The organism is Acinetobacter shaoyimingii (assembly GCF_011578045.1).
Classification (GTDB): domain Bacteria; phylum Pseudomonadota; class Gammaproteobacteria; order Pseudomonadales; family Moraxellaceae; genus Acinetobacter; species Acinetobacter shaoyimingii.
Genome location: NZ_CP049801.1, coordinates 901,885 through 922,314, shown reverse-complemented (window position 1 = coordinate 922,314; position 20,430 = coordinate 901,885). Strand labels below are relative to the sequence as shown.

18 protein-coding genes are annotated in these 20,430 nt (G+C 38.6%); 5 read left to right on the top strand and 13 right to left on the bottom strand.

Annotated elements, in window-relative coordinates; genetic code table 11:
• Nucleotides 1-78: 78 nt before the first annotated feature.
• Nucleotides 79-1,092, top strand: coding sequence for a porphobilinogen synthase (hemB, locus tag G8E00_RS04245; RefSeq protein ID WP_166012227.1), 1,014 nt, complete (start codon nt 79-81; stop codon nt 1,090-1,092).
• A 117-nt stretch (nt 1,093-1,209) separates the two neighbouring features.
• On the opposite strand, the gene G8E00_RS04240 is transcribed toward hemB, so the two are convergent.
• Both G8E00_RS04240 and G8E00_RS04235 read right to left on the bottom strand, forming a co-directional pair.
• Nucleotides 1,210-2,604, bottom strand: a complete 1,395-nt coding sequence (locus G8E00_RS04240) for a sensor domain-containing diguanylate cyclase (RefSeq protein ID WP_166222147.1) — start codon at nt 2,602-2,604, stop codon at nt 1,210-1,212.
• A gap of 460 nt (nt 2,605-3,064) precedes the next feature.
• Nucleotides 3,065-3,520: an ABZJ_00895 family protein gene (locus G8E00_RS04235; RefSeq protein ID WP_166012225.1), complete on the bottom strand. Its 456-nt coding sequence runs from the start codon at nt 3,518-3,520 to the stop codon at nt 3,065-3,067.
• Nucleotides 3,521-3,963: 443 nt separating this feature from the next.
• On the opposite strand from G8E00_RS04235, the gene G8E00_RS04230 reads away from it, so the two are divergent.
• Together G8E00_RS04230 and G8E00_RS04225 are read left to right on the top strand one after the other, a co-directional pair.
• Entirely contained in the window at nt 3,964-5,217 is a 1,254-nt protein-coding gene (locus G8E00_RS04230) for an exonuclease SbcCD subunit D C-terminal domain-containing protein (RefSeq protein WP_166222145.1), read from the top strand.
• An 8-nt stretch (nt 5,218-5,225) separates the two neighbouring features.
• Nucleotides 5,226-8,837: an AAA family ATPase gene (locus tag G8E00_RS04225; RefSeq protein WP_166222143.1), complete on the top strand. Its 3,612-nt coding sequence runs from the start codon at nt 5,226-5,228 to the stop codon at nt 8,835-8,837.
• A gap of 50 nt (nt 8,838-8,887) precedes the next feature.
• On the opposite strand, the gene G8E00_RS04220 is transcribed toward G8E00_RS04225, so the two are convergent.
• From G8E00_RS04220 to G8E00_RS04205, 4 genes are all read right to left on the bottom strand, one after another.
• Nucleotides 8,888-9,283 (bottom strand): hypothetical protein, encoded by a 396-nt coding sequence (locus G8E00_RS04220; protein WP_166222141.1) that lies wholly within the window; start codon nt 9,281-9,283, stop codon nt 8,888-8,890.
• Nucleotides 9,284-9,334: 51 nt separating this feature from the next.
• Entirely contained in the window at nt 9,335-10,081 is a 747-nt protein-coding gene (locus tag G8E00_RS04215) for a hypothetical protein (RefSeq protein ID WP_166222138.1), read from the bottom strand.
• Nucleotides 10,082-10,298: 217 nt separating this feature from the next.
• Complete coding sequence (locus G8E00_RS04210) at nt 10,299-11,096, bottom strand: thioesterase family protein (protein ID WP_166222136.1); 798 nt, start codon at nt 11,094-11,096, stop codon at nt 10,299-10,301.
• A 159-nt stretch (nt 11,097-11,255) separates the two neighbouring features.
• Nucleotides 11,256-11,942: a YggS family pyridoxal phosphate-dependent enzyme gene (locus G8E00_RS04205; protein WP_166012219.1), complete on the bottom strand. Its 687-nt coding sequence runs from the start codon at nt 11,940-11,942 to the stop codon at nt 11,256-11,258.
• A 124-nt stretch (nt 11,943-12,066) separates the two neighbouring features.
• Here G8E00_RS04205 and G8E00_RS04200 point away from each other — a divergent pair, with 124 nt between their 5' ends.
• Nucleotides 12,067-13,104: a type IV pilus twitching motility protein PilT gene (locus tag G8E00_RS04200; RefSeq protein ID WP_166012218.1), complete on the top strand. Its 1,038-nt coding sequence runs from the start codon at nt 12,067-12,069 to the stop codon at nt 13,102-13,104.
• Nucleotides 13,105-13,219: 115 nt separating this feature from the next.
• Here G8E00_RS04200 and fur read toward each other — a convergent pair whose 3' ends face one another.
• Nucleotides 13,220-13,657, bottom strand: coding sequence for a ferric iron uptake transcriptional regulator (gene fur / locus G8E00_RS04195; protein ID WP_166012217.1), 438 nt, complete (start codon nt 13,655-13,657; stop codon nt 13,220-13,222).
• Nucleotides 13,658-13,769: 112 nt separating this feature from the next.
• On the opposite strand from fur, the gene G8E00_RS04190 reads away from it, so the two are divergent.
• Nucleotides 13,770-14,168 carry an outer membrane protein assembly factor BamE gene (locus tag G8E00_RS04190; RefSeq protein ID WP_166012216.1) on the top strand — a complete coding sequence of 133 codons (399 nt, stop codon included), beginning with the start codon at nt 13,770-13,772 and terminating at the stop codon, nt 14,166-14,168.
• Nucleotides 14,169-14,214: 46 nt separating this feature from the next.
• On the opposite strand, the gene G8E00_RS04185 is transcribed toward G8E00_RS04190, so the two are convergent.
• The 6 genes from G8E00_RS04185 to G8E00_RS04160 all read right to left on the bottom strand — a co-directional run bounded on the left by G8E00_RS04185 (nt 14,215) and on the right by G8E00_RS04160 (nt 20,269).
• Nucleotides 14,215-14,544 (bottom strand): RnfH family protein, encoded by a 330-nt coding sequence (locus tag G8E00_RS04185; protein WP_166012215.1) that lies wholly within the window; start codon nt 14,542-14,544, stop codon nt 14,215-14,217.
• A 5-nt stretch (nt 14,545-14,549) separates the two neighbouring features.
• Entirely contained in the window at nt 14,550-15,632 is a 1,083-nt protein-coding gene (locus tag G8E00_RS04180; RefSeq protein WP_227591390.1) for a hypothetical protein, read from the bottom strand.
• A 275-nt stretch (nt 15,633-15,907) separates the two neighbouring features.
• Nucleotides 15,908-16,363 carry a bacteriohemerythrin gene (locus G8E00_RS04175; protein WP_166222134.1) on the bottom strand — a complete coding sequence of 152 codons (456 nt, stop codon included), beginning with the start codon at nt 16,361-16,363 and terminating at the stop codon, nt 15,908-15,910.
• Nucleotides 16,364-16,782: 419 nt separating this feature from the next.
• Entirely contained in the window at nt 16,783-17,631 is an 849-nt protein-coding gene (locus tag G8E00_RS04170) for a class II glutamine amidotransferase (RefSeq protein ID WP_166222132.1), read from the bottom strand.
• Between the two features lie 271 nt (nt 17,632-17,902).
• Entirely contained in the window at nt 17,903-18,814 is a 912-nt protein-coding gene (argB, locus tag G8E00_RS04165; RefSeq protein ID WP_166012212.1) for an acetylglutamate kinase, read from the bottom strand.
• A 27-nt stretch (nt 18,815-18,841) separates the two neighbouring features.
• Nucleotides 18,842-20,269 (bottom strand): phosphomannomutase/phosphoglucomutase, encoded by a 1,428-nt coding sequence (locus G8E00_RS04160; RefSeq protein WP_166222130.1) that lies wholly within the window; start codon nt 20,267-20,269, stop codon nt 18,842-18,844.
• Nucleotides 20,270-20,430 lie beyond the last annotated feature (161 nt).

Here is a 20,430-nt window from a genome sequence, read left to right as displayed (position 1 = left end):
ACTATTCAGCATTTTCCCAAAAACCACATTAAGAGGACTACAATACCATCAAGTTAGATACCGAACATCGAGATTGTGATGACTTATACGTTTAATCGCCCAGCATTTCCTGCTACACGCATGCGCCGTATTCGAAAAAATGACAAGCTTAGAGCGATGGTGAGAGAAACACAGCTCACTACAGATCACCTCATTTATCCGGTATTTGTCTTGCCTGGCCAGAACCAAACTCAAGACATTCCAAGTATGCCAAACATTCAGCGACTTTCGGCCGATTTGTTGTTAAACAAGGCAGAAAAGTTATTGGAATTAGGTGTGTCGAAACTGGCATTGTTTCCAGTCACCCCTCAAGAAGATAAAAGTTTAACCGCAGAAGCGGCTTGGGACGAAAATGGACTGGTTCAAAGCACAGTGCGTTTACTGAAAAAAGAACTGCCTGAAATGGTCCTCATCACCGATGGTGCACTTGACCCGTATACCACACATGGTCAAGACGGCATTATTGATGACACAGGTTATGTCTTGAATGATGAAACAGTTGAATGTCTCATTAAACAAGCGTTAAGTCATGCCGAAGCTGGCGCAGATGTTGTTGCACCAAGTGACATGATGGATGGTCGTATTGGGGCTATTCGCCAAGCTTTAGAAGCCAATGGTCATATCTATACCAATATCATGGCGTATTCTGCGAAGTATGCATCGAGCTTCTATGGTCCTTTCCGTGATGCTGTGGGTTCATCTAGCAACTTAAAAGGCGGCAATAAATACAACTACCAAATGGACATTGGCAATCGTGCAGAAGCCTTGCATGAAATTGCGTTAGATATTCAAGAAGGTGCAGACATGGTGATTGTCAAACCAGGTATGCCGTATTTGGATATTGTTCGTGAAGTGAAAGATACTTTTGGTATTCCAACTTTTGTCTACCAAGTGAGTGGCGAATACGCCATGTTGGCGGGTGCAATCCAAAATGGTTGGTTGTCTGAAAGTGTGATTATTGAATCCCTTATGAGCTGTCGCCGTGCAGGTGCCGATGGGATCTGGACTTATTTTGCTGAAGATGCTGCAAAAATGCTAAAAGGCTTGAAATAAAGCGCTTGAACTAAAAGGCTCAAAGTAGTCCAGAACATTGTTAAATGTTTTAAATGATCAATCAGTTGAAAGAGAAAAAGGTCGGCAAAAATGCTGGCCTTTTTTTAAATTAATTGATTATTGTGCTTCATCATTGGCAAAGAAAAATTGATTTTTGCCTGATTTTTTAGCAATGTACATGGCTTGATCTGCCGAACGCAGCAACTGCTCTGCCTCGTCACCATTCTTTTGGTAAATGGCTGCACCTAAACTGGCCGTTACATGGGCTTCTTCACCTGTAATAAATAAGGGTTGATTAACCACATCAATAATACGTTGCATCACAAGTTGTGCTTCGTCTATAGAGAAAATTTCAGTCAATACAATCACAAACTCATCACCACCCACACGTGCAATCACGTCATTGTCTCTTAGACAAGATTTTAACCTTGCTGAAACGATTTTAAGCAGTTCATCACCAATATCATGACCTAGTCGATCATTGACTTCTTTAAAACCATCTAAGTCGACATAACACACGACCACCCCTGTTTGATCTTCTTCAGCCTTATGCAAAGCGCCATCCAGTTTAATGTCTAGAAGTCGTCGATTTGGTAGACTGGTCAGTGGATCAAACATGGCAATAGCATTTAACTTGGCACGTTGCTCAGACAATGTGAGTAATGAATACGCCAACCAAGCCATGAGTGAAGCGCCAAAGAAAATCAATAGATATTCAAAAAGTAACCGATTAAAACTATTGATATGGGTGCTTTTCGACACCGACAATTGCCACTCCGTACCATAAAGCTGAATCGGAATCACAATTCGGTTCGTGCTGAGTGCCTCTTTTGATCGTTGTATGACTTCACGTTGATTGTTCTTTTCAGGATTATTCCCGACCAATTCATAAGCATAGCCCTGCTTTTCTAAATCATTTAATTGTACATCTTCAAAGGCATCTGGAAATTTAAGAGAAACCAGCGTATATCCCCAAAAATACTTTTCACCCTGCGCATCATTTAAAAATACAGGTAACATACCTATTGCTCCAAGCGGTCCTTGAATCAATTTAAATGGTCCGAAAAATTTCAGTTCGCCTTCAAGAATTTTTTTTATCTCTGCTTCACGATCTTGATGTTCAAACAAATCATGATTCAGCACGGCCTGATTTTGAATGGCAGGTTCAATTTGACGCATGACACCATCAGGAGCAATAGACAGTGCATATGCACCTTTGTACATCGGAAGCATATAACGTGCGAGGTCTGGATAGTTTTCGACTTGACCATTGGCTTGATGCACCATGACAGCTAAAGTGTTGGTCGATGACAAAGCATGGTGAATGACTTTTTCAATGGAACTTGCATAACCACTGGCGATTTGCTCGGTATGTGCAGCATCGGCTTCTTTTTCTGCTGCATTTAATCTAGATACAATGTAAGCACCAATCATGAAAAATAGAATGAAAACAGCGATTGATACTTTATATTTATTTCCCCCTAAAAGTGTTTTTCTTGCCGCATTTTTCATATATTTTTCTCAGTTATTTATTTTACGATGTTTTGTAGAACCTTCATTTTTTACATGTCATTTAGGTATCGCTATTAGGTGGCGCTATTAGATGTCGCTATGAATTGAAATATTGTGAATCTGAAACAATGATTCCATGCTCCAATGACTATTTTAGCATGTCGTGTTTTATTGGGGAATTTCAAAATTTAAAAATTATATTATTAATCTTATACTTATCATATTTATTAGTACCCCTTAACTGTGCTTAAATATGCATCGCCATCCGCTAAATAAATGTACGATCTTATTCTTCTGTTATTTTTATCATTGAGTCATTTTTTTTATTAAAAACATTGAAAACTCAGCTTTCATCACTTAGCGGCATTAAAAAAACCGCTCATCATTAGCTTTTAAATTCAAGCTGATGAATAAGCGGTATGTCACCATTCATTTCTATGAAAAGACCATAGAACAGTCGTTATTCAACATGTCCAAATTTTTTCTTCGCCATACGTTTGGCTTGTGGACCATAAAACCAATAAGTAATCAAATAAAGCGGAATGGCCAACAGCATAATCATGATCACGCTCAAACTTAAAAAGCGTGTGTTCTGCATTGATGCCGTAAAAATCTGCCAAACTTGAGGATCACTGCGTGAAAATAAATACACGCCTAACAATACACCTGCAAAGTTGTATCCCCAAAAAATAAGGGTATAGATCAAGGTCATTTTTTTTCGTTCTTGATCGGTCGGTGCTCTCTTTTGATCATTTAAAAATTTGTATAATACAAAAATCATGGCAAGCAAATACGGCAATGCTGTCACGATACCTGCCACCTCTTGTGGCAATAATGCGGCCAAAACGCCTGCAACTAAAGTTAGCCCTAAACAAAGTAAAAAGAACCACAAATAGTATTTGTTTAAAGAAACCATAAATGATGCCTAGAACGAGAAAAATCTATTATAGAAAAAAAATTCATTTTTTTTTAATTTATTGTCAACCAATCTGTAAACCATGACGTTATATAGGGTACAAGGTCAGTAGCAACCGTGAATTATTTACTCTGGCATCCGTAAATGTTCTCGGTGACCTTTGACACCAATCAGACCTATAAATCATGCTTTGAGCATAAAAATTTAGTTTAGTAGCCTAAATTGACATGACCTAAGTATTTTGGCCGACGATTTATCATCACTCGAATCGTCGGCTTTTTATTTTTTTGTATGCCTTAAATTCTCAAATCAAGAGCAACAAAGCTTAAATTATTTGAATGAATTGATCATCATAATTTCACACACATTATCTGCTGATTTAAAGACTAGAATTTACCTCCTCATTTTCGTTACTATGCTCTTCGGGGCATAGGACAAATATTATGACAGTTCGTTTTTTTCATACTTCAGATTGGCACTTAGGACAATACTTTTACAACCACTCTCGTCAGTATGAACATGAACAGTTTTTGGCATGGTTGATTACTCAAATACAAGAAAAACAGCCAGATGCTTTGCTCATTGCAGGTGATATTTTTGATGTCATCAATCCTGCATCTTCAGCGCAAAAACAACTCTATCAATTCTTAGCCGATGCCCATGCGGTTGCCCCACATATGCAAACCTTGATGATTGCAGGCAATCACGACTCAGGTTATCGCATTGAACAAGTTGAACCGCTACTCGCAAAATACAATGCCAAAACCGTTGGGGTTTTACATAAAAATCAAGATGGGCAAATCGATCTCGATCGTTTGCTCATCCCCATTTATGATGAACAGCAAAACATCGTTGCTTGGTGCTTAAGCCTACCCTTTCTACGCCCTTCAGAAATTACAGGCATCAATGATCAAACAACAGATCATCATAATGCCATTGCTTATTTGCATCAGGAACTCATTGCTGCCGCCAAAGCTCGAAAAACGGAAGATCAAGCACTCATTTTAATGTCACATGCGCATATGCAAGGTGGTGAAACCTCTGATTCAGAGCGCCCAATTATTATTGGCAATGAAGAAGCGCTATCAACAAATTTATTTGATGATGTTATCGATTATGTTGCACTCGGGCATCTGCACAAACCGCAAAAAGTCGGTCAGGAACATATCCGTTATAGTGGATCGCCCATTCCTTTGTCTTTTAGTGAAATCAATTACAAGCATCAGGTGGTTGAAGTCGAAATTAATCCTCATGCAAAAGATGAAAAACGTTTTAAATTTGAAGCGTTAAGTATTCCTCGCTGTGTGCAGTTGCATAAGATCAAAGGTGAGCTCACTGAAGTCTTTAACAAGCTCAAAACACTGCCTTTGGGTGAAATTGAAAATATTGACCAACGTGAATATGTGGACATTGAATATCATACCCACACTCCACCACAACCGAATTTAAGACATCTGCTTGAAGAAGCTCTTCCACCCAACCGTTATCGTTTAGTGCGTATTTCCAGACAATACCAAGTAACAGGTGAAATGCTGGAACAGGCTCATCACATTAATCTTGAACCGCCAACGCCAGAAAAACTCTTTCAGCAAATTTGGCAGAAACAAGGCTACAGCGAAGATACAGACGTTTGGAAAGATTTTATGAGTTTGGTAGATGAAGCGAAAAAATCACTTGAAGATGACGTAGAAGCTTAAGGGTTGCCATGAAAATTTTATCGATTCGACTTAAAAATTTGGCATCTTTGTCAGGTGAACACTTTATCGATTTTGAATCTGAACCTTTAGCCAGCTCTGGCTTAATTGCTATAGTCGGTAAAACAGGTGCAGGTAAATCCACCATTTTAGATGCCATGTGTTTGGCATTGTTCAATAAAATTCCACGCTTAAAAGATAGCGACGGTAAATTACAAGATGTTGATGGCACTGAACTGTTAACCAATTCCCCTCTAACAGTGTTACGTCGTGGTACGGCGCAAGGTTTTGCTGAACTGTTTTTTGTCGCTCAAGACCAAAAACATTATTTAGCCCGTTGGGAAATTAAACGTTCACGTGAAAAAGTCGATGGCAAATTACAAAGCGTACAACGCTATCTGAAATGCTTAACCGATGGCGTGGTCATTGCTGACAAAGCCAAAGCCGTAGATAGCAGCATTTTAAAAATTACCCAACTCAGTTTTGAACAATTTACCCGTGCAGTCCTGTTAGCACAGTCTGAAGTCACGGCGTTTTTAAAAGCACGTGATAGCGAGCGTGGTGAACTACTCGAATATCTCACTAACTCCAGTATTTTTGCCAAAGTTGGTCAATTGGCTTATGAAAAAACCAAGCACATCGCCAACCAGCGTAAAGAACTGGAAAATGTCTTAGGGCATATTGAGATTTTGTCTGATGACGATCTAAACCTTGCTACAACGGAATTTCAGGATGGTGATCGCAAATTAAAAAGCCTAGAAACTGAAAAAACAAATCTAGAAAAACAACGACAATGGTTTGAACGTAAGCAAAAATTGGACAGCGACATTGTGTTGAAACAACAACACTACGACGATCAGCGCAATCAACAGCAACTCTTACAACCTGAAAAACAACGTTTACAGCAACTTGAAATCTTTTCAGGCATCCGTCCAATGGTCTTTCAAAAACAGCAATGTTTAAAAGCTCAAAAAGATTTTGAACCGCAGATTTTAGCCAAGCAAAAAAGCTTTGAGGATGGCTTACACATATTTAATGCTGAAAAAGCCTTATATATCCAAGCGGAAACAGCGCTGAATCAGATACAGGAGTTTGAGCAACAACATCAACACCCTTTGGCGGAAGTGCGTAAATGTGTTTTAGCCCGAGACAGCATTGCTGAAGATTACAAAAAGTTCAAAGCCAAAATGGTTGAGTTGCAAGCCACTAAACAGCCTTTAGAACTTGAACAACAACAATTTGATCAGCAACTTCAACATTTGCAACAACAACATATTGATCTACAAAAAGAGATTACTCAAGGTGCTCGTTTTCAGGCTTTGGATCAAAGTATTCATGCGCATGTACAAGCTTTGGGACAGTTTATTCGCCAATACCAAACACTAGAACAACAACTGCAACAGCACAATTTAACTGATATTCACACTGCGACCCTACACCTAAAAGAACAGCATCAGCAGTTACAGCTCAGCACTGAACAATTCGGCACGACACAACAGATTGAACAGCAGTTACTTGAATTAAGACACTCACGTGATCAACACATTGAGCAATTCAATCAACTGCAATTGATGCAACAGCAAATCCAACAATGGCTTGAATTACATGGTACTGTGCTCGATCTACAACAGAAACTTGAACATTCGACTACACAGCAAAACAGCCTTGAACAAAATGCACAGCAGAGCGAACAGGCTTATCTATCGATGAAAGCTGAGCATCAACAACTGATTCAACTATTGCAACAACAACGCTTATTACATGCAGAAAATATCGAACATTTACGTGCCGAACTAAAACCAGATGAACCTTGTGTGGTCTGTGGTAGTACTGAACATCCTTATCGTCACAATGAAGCAGCTGTCTCTAAAGCTTTATATGAACTGCAACAACAACAAGAACAACAAGCCGAACAAAAACAGCAAACTGCTTTTCAAGCTTGGCAACAAGCTCAGCAAGCATTGACCCGATTCAACACTGAAATTGAACAACTGAACCTTCAACTCAAAAATAATCAAAACAAAACAGAAAACTTTAAAAAAGCGCTTCTTGAACATGCTCAGCGTATTCATATTGAACTCGATGTTGATCAAAGTCCGCTTGAAATTGAACAACAATTACGGACCTATATTCAGACGTCTCAACAATCGCAAAAAGAATCAGCCACACGTATTCAACATATTGAACAAGCACACAAACAGCAATATGGTTTAACACAGACGATTCAACAGTTGGAAAACCTACTGAACAATGCTGAACGCTTGCAACAGCACGTGCAACACATTGTAGATTGTTGTAGTGAGACAGAGCGTCAGGCATGGCAAACGCAAACCACAGCCACGGCACAGCAGATTTTAAGCCTATTGCAAAGACGTGCCGAGCAATTGAACCAAAATGAACAATTGCATAAAGACATTGATGTTAAGCAGCAAAAACGCCAATTGCTGATCAATCGTATTGAACATTTGATGACTCAGATCAAAGATGCTGAACTTAACTTGACTGAAATTTCAGAAAAAGGACATCAGAACAATCTACAAGCCAATCAACTCATTCAGCAAATGACGGGGCTGGTCGATGTCAAAGCTCATGAATGGTTGACTCAGCATGACCTAGATCGCCAACAGGCGCAGACGCATTATCATCAACTGAAGCAAAAGTTTGAACAGGCACGTCTGCATCATGATGAGCAAAAGCAAGCTCTAGAACAGCTTAAAGCACAGCAAATGCAAAATCAGCAAACGCTAAGTCAAGCTCAGAAGACGATTGAAGAATGGTTGCTCAAACATCCACAGTTTGATGATACACAACTCAATGCCTTAAACGAGATTACATCAGCGCAAGAACAGCAGATTCGTCAAAAAATTCAAAGCAGTGAGCGTTTATTCAATGAAACTGCATCTGCCTTAAAAACCATGCAAGAGCAGTTGGCTGAACATCTATTACAACAACCGATCATTCAATTCGAAGAGCTGAATTTAATCATTCAGCAAAATTTAGATGCATTGCAGAATCAACAAGTCCTGCGAGATCAACTGAAATTAAAATTAGATCAACATCATGCCAATGTCGAAAAACAACAGAAATTTGCCACGCAGATTCAAGCCATACAACAAGAAGAGCACCGTTGGGGCAAAATTTCTGGACTCATGGGTGACTCTACAGGTAAAAAATTCCGAGACCTCGCTCAGCAATATAATTTGGATATTTTAATTGAACATGCCAACCAACAGCTGAGTCTGCTTTCGCAACGCTATACGTTAAAACGTTTAGACAATTCATTAAGCCTTGCCATTATCGACCATGACATGGATGGTGAAATGCGTTCTGTCGCATCACTATCGGGCGGCGAGTCCTTCCTGACCGCTCTTGCGCTGTCACTTGCGATTGCCAATATGGCATCAGGTTCAATGAAAATTGAATCCCTGTTTATTGATGAAGGTTTCGGGACTTTAGATGCGTCATCTTTACATATGGTCATGAATGCATTGGATCAATTGCAAAGCCAAGGGCGTAAAGTGGTGCTCATTTCGCATATACAAGAAATGCATGAGCGTATTCCTGTACAAATTCAGGTCAGACCTTTAGGTGCAGGTGCGAGTACCATTGAGATTGTGAGTTAGATTCAATCTGTCAAATTAAGCGCTTTAGTCTAGGACAGTATAAAACTGTCCTATTTATTAAGAGATTGAAGATACAATGACTTCGCCTCTTCGCATTTTTCTTTTAATTGTTGATTACCCTCTTTGTATAACATTAATACTTGATCAAATGAAGCATCACTTTTCTGATAATCTCGATTAAATTCGGCTTTATATTTTTGATTATTCACCATCATTTGCGCCGAACTCTTCAAAGCTACACATAACGGATAGGCATCAGCTTTATTTTGAGTTTGTATCATTTGCGCTGAATAATTCTCTATATCTGTTAAAACTTTCTCATAATTTGTTTTAAATACCTGATATGAAGCCTGTGTCTGAACCATTGTACTATAACGACTTTGAATATCTTCAGCAAAAACTGAAGGTGCAAATAATATGATGAATAAAAATAGTGCCTTAGTCATCTTTATTTCTCATTTTTATGTCTTTAATTCGACTGTTTCAATACATTCACTTTATTTCTTTTTATCTGCTGGAAAAGCATTAGGTGGTGGCGCATATTCATCAGCCGCATCCGCAGCAACAGGTGCTTCAGACTCTAACTCATAAACAACAGTACCAATAATGCCGACATTGTTGACCGAACCCTGATTTGAGTTTGCTGCATAGGATTCATCTGGTTTTCCAAAAGTAAATGATGCTACAGCAGAATCGCTTTTTCTAAACCCTTCAATGGTGAGTGTTTGCTGTGGATACAACACATAACCAGAGCTGTATACAGATGCTTCTTGTCCATTTAAAACATCCAAACCATCTACACTAGCAACAATTTCATAAGTTTTATCGGAATGATTTTGGTAGTGCAATTGATAACTCTGCCCTTCCTTCGCACTTAAATAATACTGTTGCCCATCTCTGAACAAAGGTAAATTATTCATTTGATCATCGACGACGGAAAAACTAATCGTACCTGAGGCAATTGACAAACTATTGACGGATTTGCCTTGGTAATTTTTATTGGCATAACGTATAGCAGATTGTGCGATAGGCTCATCCTTTAAGCGTTTTAGATCGACATCAGATACATTTGAAGTCAACTCATCTCCCCATTTTGTACCCAGTTTCTCATCTCCAGTTGCATCTTGCGTAGTCGCATCAGCCACAACAGCGCTATCATCACTTTGTTTTTTACTACATGCAGTCAGATGAGTTGCGAGTATTAAACTCAAAAGTATAAATACCCAATATTTAAATTTTATCATTCACGTCATACCTTCATAGATCATTTTTATTAAGTTTTAAAATGAGTTATTTTTAGAATAAGTAAAAAATTATAAAGCATTTCAATTATTTCAAATAAAATCGAATTGTTATGAATTGTTATGAATTGTTAGATAAATCTTATCAACTGATTCAGCATTCAGCTTAGTGCATAAAACAGCATGATTCAGAATCATGCTGTTTTATAAAAACTTTTTTTTAACCCATTTTTCTTAATGTTAAAATCTGTTCACTCCGTCCAAATGGTCCATGAAGATCATGCAAAACTGCACTGGTTAAACCTATGCCATCGTCCCCATGTTGTTGAACCGTTTCTAGTCCAAGCCAATGCCCACGCGGTAAGCGATGCAAATGAATTTGTAAATCTAAGTTTGGAAATGCATACTGAAAAGGCCAAATTTGACGAGTCACAATCCCATTGGCAGTATCGACCATACCCATGAGTTTCACTAAATCTGAGGTAGTTTCACCTTCAACCATATCCAGCGTATTGGTTAACCAAACAATCCCCTTTCCTGCACGCCTATTTGAAGTTCTTGCTTCAATAGAGGCAATATAACCACCTGGCCAAGATCGAATTTCTTCCCAAACAGGTTGCTGTTCAGGACCTTCCACCACTGGATCTTCTAAACCATACACCGCAGATGTATCACTGACTGCCATACGCCATGTCCGTGCTGAAATACAACTTTTACCGCCGGCACTCATTACCGATTCAATTAATTCAATGGTTCTCCCTGGACGGATGACTTTGGTTTCAATTTGAAACTCACCTGCGGGAATTAACCCCAAAATATCTAGACTGATCCGACCTATACGAACATCTTGTCGAGGCATAAAATGGTCTAATTCAGCACAAATAATTCCTGTTGCAGGTGCCATGTGTTGCTCATGCTCATTCCAAGCCCCTTGCGTATGGATGGTAGAGGTATAACGTGCAATCACACTGCCATCGTCATTCACAGTACGTTCAATCAATTGATAATATGCTGACATAACTTCCCTATCGCTTTCATTGACATTGTTTATTATTTGGGCTTAAGGCCTGCCTCAATCTATGAGTTGTACCGCACCCATAGATGAAAATTCAAGAAAAAAACTGAACGCAAAGGTTCAGTTTCAGTATTTATAATGATTAATGCATGCAAATAACGATTATTTAGAATAATCACGTGCACCAAACAAAGCTGTGCCAACACGGACAATGGTTGCACCCGCAGTAATTGCTTCTTGCATATCAGATGACATTCCCATACTCAATGTATCCCAAAGTTCTGGAAAAGCATGCTCGGTTTTCACCTTTTCAAATAATGCACGAGCATCTGCAAAAGCTTGTGTATTGTGTGGTGCAGGAATCACCATTAATCCACGCAGTCTTAAGTTTGGTAACGTACTGATGGATTTGACCAAATCAGAGACTTCATCAGGCTGACAACCATCCTTGGTCTCTTGTCCATCAATATTTACCTGCAAGCAAATGTCTAAGGGTTGTTGATTATCATCTCGCTGAGCAGATAATCGTTCAGCAATAATAAGGCGGTCAACACCATGCACCCAACTAAAATTGGCTGCCAAATGCTTGGTTTTATTGCGCTGTACATGACCAATAAAATGCCATTCAATGTCTAAATCTTTTAAAATTTCTATTTTATCTAAGGCTTCTTGTAAATAATTTTCACCAAATGCACGTTGTCCTGATTCGTACATTTCACGTATTGCTTGATGTGGGTGAGTTTTAGAAACCGCCAACAAATGTACCCCTGCGAAATTACGTTGTGCTTCCTGACAAGCCTTGTAAATTTGATCTAAGACCTGTGATCTTGCTTGTTGAAGACTATTCATTGACAGATTTCTCATTTCATTCAATTTTTTTCGTATCGCCTTGTGTTTAACAGTTGGTTAACACACAAGAAAGCCTTATTATTCTAACAAAATAATTACGATTTTTATGACTTCGGGGAAATTTATGGACATTACTGAACTACTGGCTTTTTCTGTGAAAAATGGGGCATCGGATTTACACTTATCTGCTGGGATGCCACCGATGATTCGTGTGGATGGCGAAGTTCGACGTATTAACCTACCAGCTTTAGAACATAAAGAAGTTCATGGTTTAATTTATGACATCATGAACGATAAACAACGTCGTGATTATGAAGATAAATTAGAAACTGACTTTTCATTTGAAGTTCCCAATCTGGCACGTTTTCGTGTGAACGCATTCAACCAAAACCGTGGTGCAGGTGCTGTATTTCGTACCATTCCTTCCAAAGTACTATCGATGGAAGAATTGGGTATGGGACAAATTTTCCGTGATATCAGTGAATACCCTCGTGGGATTGTATTGGTGACTGGTCCTACGGGTTCTGGTAAATCAACCACCCTTGCAGCCATGATGGATTATATTAATGACAATCGTTATGACCATATCTTAACGGTCGAAGATCCGATCGAATTTGTACACCAATCTAAAAAATGCTTGATCAACCAACGTGAAGTGCATCGTGATACTTTAGGCTTCAATGAAGCACTGCGTTCAGCACTTCGTGAAGATCCAGATATTATCTTGGTCGGTGAGATGCGTGACTTAGAGACCATTCGTTTGGCATTAACAGCTGCCGAAACTGGTCACTTGGTCTTCGGTACTCTACATACCACCTCTGCTGCAAAAACCATTGACCGTATTATTGACGTATTCCCATCTGAAGAAAAAGAAATGGTTCGTGCCATGTTGTCTGAATCATTACAAGCCGTGATTTCACAAACCCTACTTAAGAAAAATGGCGGCGGTCGTGTTGCAGCGCATGAAATTATGATTGGAACACCATCTATTCGTAACTTGATCCGTGAAAACAAGATTGCACAAATGTATTCTGCGATTCAAACGGGTGCTGGCTATGGTATGACGACGCTCGATCAGAGCTTGAAGACCTTAGTATCGAAAGGAATTATTAGTCCTCAAGTGGCTCGTGGCGCTGCGAAACAGCCTGAGGCTTTTGTATAAGTCATAAATAAAAAATACAGATGATTAAAAAAGAGCTCAAATGAGCTCTTTTTTAATGTACAACTTAGCATTTTGTCTTGAGAAAGAATCCATTCAAGCTAATCAAAACTCAAGTTTATTTTTTACGAAATGCTTCTTGGCACTCTGGCGCATCACAATAACCATATAGGTTAAGTGAGTGACCCGTTAGTTCAAAGCCGAATTTCTTCGCAACTTCGTGCTGTTCGTGTTCAATAACATCATTGGTAAACTCGACCACTTTATTACAGTTGTAGCAAACCAAGTGATCATGATGATCATCCTGCATAATTTCAAATACAGAATGATTATTTTCAAAATGATGACGTTGAATGATACCAGCGGCCTCAAATTGAGTTAACACACGGTATACAGTCGCTAGACCGACATCTTCACCTTGATCAAGTAAAGTCTTGTAGATGTCTTCAGCGCTCAAGTGGTGCTGTCTTGAGTTTTCCAATAATTCCAAAATCTTGATTCGAGGAAGGGTAACTTTAAGTCCAGCTTTGCGTAAATCTTGATTGGAAATAGGCATATAAAAAGGTCTCTCAACAAATTTTAAGTTGGAATATGCAACAGAGTTTAGATGCAGTATGATCTATCCTTGGATCAAATGCATCATAATTAATTTGGGATAGTGTAGCAAAATGCAAAAAATAGTGCTGACGTTATTTGTCGCTTCTTTACTGGGTGGTTGTTCTATCTTCGGTGTTTACAAAGTGGACATTCCACAAGGTACACCTTTAACCCAAGCCCAAGCCTCAAAAATACAAGTTGGGATGACGTATCAACAAGTTCGCTTCTTACTCGGTAGTCCAACCGTAACCGACCCGTTAAATCCATTACGATGGGATTACATTTATAACTATACCCCTGGTACTTATGCCAAAAAAGCAAAAATACCTGCAGCAAAAGGCCAACATCTAAAGATTTACTTTAATGAAACTGGCATTGTAAAACAAATTGAGGGACTAGAAACAATTCCAGAGACTCAACCCGGCTTACCAGGTTCTAAAGAAGCCATTTTGAACGCTCCTCCACTATAAATAATTTTGGTTAAAAAAAAACCCCTTTATTAGGGGTTTTTTTATATTAGTTCAATTGCTTAAAGCGATTGCCACGACAATAACGCCCAACTGGATTGGCTTTCGCTCGATTTCGACGAATGTCTTTAGGATTAATCAAAAGCGCACGATAAATCTCTACACGATCACCTGCTTCAAGTACATGATTGAGACTTTCTACCTTTGTCCCAAAAATTCCAACGTGTAAAGGCTCAGGTAATTGAACTTTACGTTTAAGACCACTTTGTTCAATTGCATCTGCAACGGTCATCCCATCATAGAAATCTAAAGCAATATGAAATTGTTGATCTTGGGCTGCATAAGCAACCCAAATCTGATTCACTGATTGTTGCGACATAGTCATTAAATCAATTGTCCGATATAGGAAATCATTGCAAGCAGAATACTGAGTGGCAATACAATACGTACCGCAATACGCCAAATATTATAAAAAACTTCATGGCTAAAATTCATTGCTTTACGCAAGTGGCTAATTTTCATCATCCAACCCACAAAGATTGAATAAATCAAACAAATCGCTAAGCCCAAAAGCATGAGCACAGGATTGAGCACTGAACTGATATTTGGCACAGCCCATACAAACAAAGGCGCAAGCAATAAAACGTATTGAACAGGCAAAGCCACATTACGTTGTACCAACTGCTCTTTGGCTAAATTCAGAAGCAATGCAGCAGAAGCAATTGCAGCAACTAAAATGGCATATGCAGGCATTTGTGCTGAAATAGCAAAATAACCAAATGCAACCACAGCAATCAACTGTGCAATCCAAATAGGTAACGAACGTGAGCTGGCAGCTTCCTGCTGAGAAGTCGACATGACATTGTTTTGCCAATATAGACCTAAACCTAAACCACTAGCCACAAGCGCTAAAATGGTTGCATTGCCCCACTCTTTAAACTCTACAGGGGTCATATGCCATGCTTGAGTGCTAACACCCAGAACATTGGCCAATACGATTGAAGCGATGACAGCAACAGCTGTGATCAGCACTAAAAATAGTCGAGGAACAAAGGAAAGCGCGAAAGCAATCACTGCACCAATCAAAAAGATCATATTTTGCGCTAAAGGAATATGTGCATTTATGCCAGCAATTTGTGCAATATTTAAGATCACACCACCTGCTAAAAATGCTGTAAACCCAACAGAAACCCAACCTACAATACGCCATTTTTGTGAAGCATCAGCATCACGTGTTAAGCTCGATAATGCATTCAAGGCAGACGTTTTAGAACGTTTTGCTAGCGCAATTTCGAGGTAGACGATAGGTAATGCTAAAACCAGCATTGTGCCTAACCACAACAACCAAAAGTCAATTTGTCGATCAATTTGTAAACCAAGACTCGGTGCTAGACCTACAATGATCATAAACGATAAACAAAATGCCATGAGCGGCGATAACCATCGTGACATAGATTTGTCCTGCATGATGAGTTCCGTGAAAAAGTCTTGTGCTATTTTGCCTTTGTCACTCATGAAAATCAAAGTTTAGAAAAAGAAAAAGCAAATCACTCGCTAAAGTGATTTGCTGCGCCAACGTTCATATCCATTTATTGTCATAGATTTTATTTATTATCTCTTTATAATTCTAATTATTAGCTCACTTTTTACATTCTTTTCACCTTAAAAAAATTTTTAAATTTAAGTTTTCATCAGGAGAAAAGAAAGTCGATGAGAACAATAATAAAAAGGTTTATTAACGATTATGAAAAGAATCGAGAAAACCAATTTTTGCCCTTTTTCTTTTCATTTTCTTTAATAATGCCAATCATATTTAACTTAACAGCACCAACATAATCCGCATCATCATGTTGAATATGATTGATTAACCATTTTGACAACACTTGATGCAATTCAGCTTCAATCGAATGTCCTGCATCAAATTTATCACGATAGTCTTCAATCCGTTTAATAAATAAGTCATGTACACGCTTATGTGGTACACGATATTTATAATCAGCCTCTTCTTGTAGACTTTCCTCAAAGGTAAAATGAGATTGGGTATAATCGATAATATTATTTAAAATCTCTTTAATACGAACACGATCAGTCGTATCGCCAATTTCATCAATTTCATTAATGAAATCTAAAATACGTTTATGTTGATCGTCAATCACATCGATTCCAGTGTTGTATTCTGGTACCCATTTCATCTTCATACGATCCCCTTAAAATAAAATGTATTTTGTTTTAAAAACATCTTATAGAGATAAATATAAAATAAAAATAAACCAGCTTAGTCGGGATTATGTAAAAAAAGCCTTAAAATACCTATCTTCATGATTTTAATTGTTAATTTAATTAAACCAGATTAAAAGAGTCAGTTATTAATTATACAATTCCAAATTTAATATAAATATTTTAGATTGAATAAGAATTAAAATATATACAATAACTTATTAGCATTACTACCTAAAAGTTTTATTAAAAAACTTTTTGTATTAAAAATAACTTTAAAGAGAACTCATTTGAAAGCTATAGCTAAGGGGTTTTATCAAGGTAAATGATATGCAAAGAGGCAAATCAAAAATCAGTAATATGAATACTGATCACTCATTTGCCTGTCTTAATGCATTAATTAATATTGATCTGCGCGAGTAACTCTTTTTAAAGTTGGATCTTTGGCTTCACGCACTAAACGCTCAACATGCGTTAAAGCATGTTTAATGGGTTGACCGTATTGGAACAATATCATTTCACCCGGTTGATACGCAGTCCACTCTTCATTATCAGTCAGTGGTTCTGTGGTAATGACTGCCACTCGGTCTTCTGGTGTAGTGACGTCACTAAAATCAACCTCAACATCAATATCAATCAATCGAGCTTGTTTAAATGGGTATTCACGAACGATCCAATGCAGTTTTGTGGTCGCATAACTAAACAAGGCCTGACCATTGGATAAACAAAAATTAAAAGTGCCATATTCAGCAACACGAGGCGAAATTTCTTCTAAGACTTGAAAAATATCTTCAATGCGTGGTTCTTGGTAACCAAATTTCACCACCAATTGATCGAGCAAGAAACAAAAAGAACGCTCACTATCTGTATTGCCTACTGGAATAAATTTGCCAGAAAGTCGCGGATTAAAGTCATGCAAATCCCCATTGTGAGCAAAAATCCATTGTCTGCCCCATAACTCACGAATAAACGGATGTGAATTTTCTAAGGTGATTTTGCCTTGCGTGGCTTTACGAATATGTGCAATCACGTTACGTGATTTGATTGGGTAGTTCCGAACCAATTCAGCAATTGGAGACACTACAGCAGATTGGTTATCGACAAAAAGGCGACACGCTTTGTCTTCAAAAAAAGCGATACCAAAGCCATCAGAATGATCGGACGTTATTCCAGCACGCTGAGAAAATCCACGGAAAGAAAAAGTAATATCCGTAGGGGTCGCACAGTTCATTCCTAACAATTGGCACATAATCTTTCATTAACTTCTAGTTATATTGAATATTGTGCATGAGACAAAGCCTGTATGCAAATCCGAATATTTTCTTTTGTATACTGTTTAATCGATTTAACATTTGGTCAATGGTTGGGTCTTAAAATGACTGAATAGCTTCGGTGAAGCATCATTTTTCATGCATACAGACAGGTGTTTAAAGAAGAAAAAAGCCACATTAAGTGACTTTTTTATTTAGGATAAATCAAATGCTCAACGACTTTAACTTAAACAGAAAAGTCGAAACGTCTTAATGCGAACCATGACCTTTAACACGGTTGGTAATCAGTGTACCAACACCGTGATCGGTAAAGATCTCTAACAACGTCGCATGTGGTACGCGACCATCTACGATATGTGCGCTCACAACTCCACCTTTAACCGCATCTAAAGCACAGCTAACTTTAGGAATCATGCCACCGTAAATCACGCCTGTTTCAATGAGACGATCTACTTCTTGAGTTGTAAGACCCGTGAGTAGATTTTTATTTTCATCTAACACCCCTGAAATATTGGTCAGAAGAATCAACTTTTCCGCACCTAATGCTTCAGCCACTTTACCTGCAACCAAATCAGCATTGATGTTATAAGTATTGCCTTCTTCATCGACACCCAGCGGTGCAATCACTGGAATAAAATCACTTTTGGTGAACATTTCCAGTACATCCGTTTTGACACCAACGACTTCACCGACCATGCCCAAGTCAATTTTTTGAACACTACCGTCTTCAGCTGTTTTTTCCATCAACAACTTATGTGCGCGCAATAAGTTACCATCTTTACCTGTTAAACCAATCGCACGACCACCATGCTGATTGATTAGATTTACGATCGACTTATTGACGCTCCCGCCTAACACCATTTCAACCACTTCCATGGTTTCAGCATCAGTCACACGCATGCCATCAATTCGGTCAGACTCACGACCCAATTGTTTCAGTAAAGAGTCAACTTGCGGACCACCACCATGAACAACAATAGGATTTAAACCTACTGTTTTTAATAAAACGATATCTCGTGCAAATGAACTTTCCAAAGCAGGATCGGTCATTGCATTACCACCATATTTCACAACCAGTGTTTTGCCAGTAAAACGTTGGATATATGGTAAAGCTTCAGTCAAAATTTGAGCTTTGTCGATACCAGGCTGTTGGTGCGGCATTCGCCTCTCCCCTTATGTACCAATAAGTTATTGTGCGTTTAAAATGTCATGTGCAATATTTGGATATGCATCGCTTAGCATTGAGACAAATTTATGACGAATATCATTTAAACCCGTCGGGCTATCTGCATCAAAACGAACGGTAAAAAAATCACCCGTATTTGATGCTCGCATAATGCCAAATCCATCTTTAAAATCAAGTCGTATACCATCAATTTTCTGGATAGAAGCACCTAAAGATTGGCATTGTCCTTCCACTTGACCTAAAACCAGCTGTGGATCAATCCCGCCTGTGCTGATATAGGTATCTTCAGTGCCACAGCGCTCAGGATATTGTGCCAACAAATCAGACAAGGTGGTATGAGGTTGCTGGCTTAAATACTCCATGACACGTAGTGCAGCGTAAATACCATCATCGTAGCCATGACCACGCCCATCATTAAAGACATAGTGTCCAGCATATTCTCCACCAAACACAGCTTGCCCCTCTGACTGAGCAATATAACGGCGCAGGAAGCTACTGCCTGTACGAATCATTTTCGGATGGCCGCCTAAACGTTCAACCGTATTTTTGACCATACTCGAACATTTCACGTCGAAGACAATTTCATGTTCAGGATGCGTCGCTAAACAAATTTGTGCAAACAAAGACAGCAAACGATCTGCAGTAATAATTTTGGCATTTTCATCGACCAAAACCACACGATCCCCATCTCCATCCAAAGCAATACCTAAGTCTGCCTCATGCAATAATACTTTTTCTTGCAATTTTTTTAAATGAATAGACAAAGATGGATCAGGTGCATGATCTGGGAAATCACCATCTGGATTCGTACGCAGTGAAATCACTTCACAACCCATTTTCTGCAAAATCAAGTCAGCACAATAGCCTGCGGAGCCGTTTAAACCATCGATTACGACTTTGAGCGGGCGCTGCAACTCAATATCAGATAAAAGCTCTGCCTGATAGGCCAAACAATATTCCGATTTGATCTGGTGTTTGACATCGTTTTCAATGCTGAAACGTTTATTAGTATAAAAATAAGGCTCAGCAGATCCAGCAACGCTTTGAATCATATCTGGAGAAGGTGGCTCAAACTGCATGATCCATTTAATACCATTATCTTCTTTGGGGTTGTGACTTGCCGTCACCATGATTCCATTGCCTTGGGTATTTCTGGCAGCAAAATTCAATTGAGGTGTTGAACAACAACCCACTTCTGTCACGTCAAAATGATGTTCTTTGAATATCGTGGCAATAATTTTGGCGTAAAAAGGGCTAGAAAGACGTGCATCATAGCCAATAACGATTTTTTTTTGCTGATTATTTTGATATTGAGCAACCAGACCATGTCCAATTGCAAATACAACTTGAGGGGTCAGGAGATTTACTTTTCCACGAATGTCATACGCACGGAAAATTTGCTTGGGAAATAAATTAAGATTTGTATTCATAAAAGACAACTAAATGCTTGTGCTTCCATCGCCATGTTGAACTTAATTCTTATAAGTTTTTGCTAATGGACATAGGACAAAAGCGTTATACACTCATTGGAGAAGCTTATACTATATAAAAATTATGAGCTTCGTTTTTAATTATTTTGTAGCAATATATC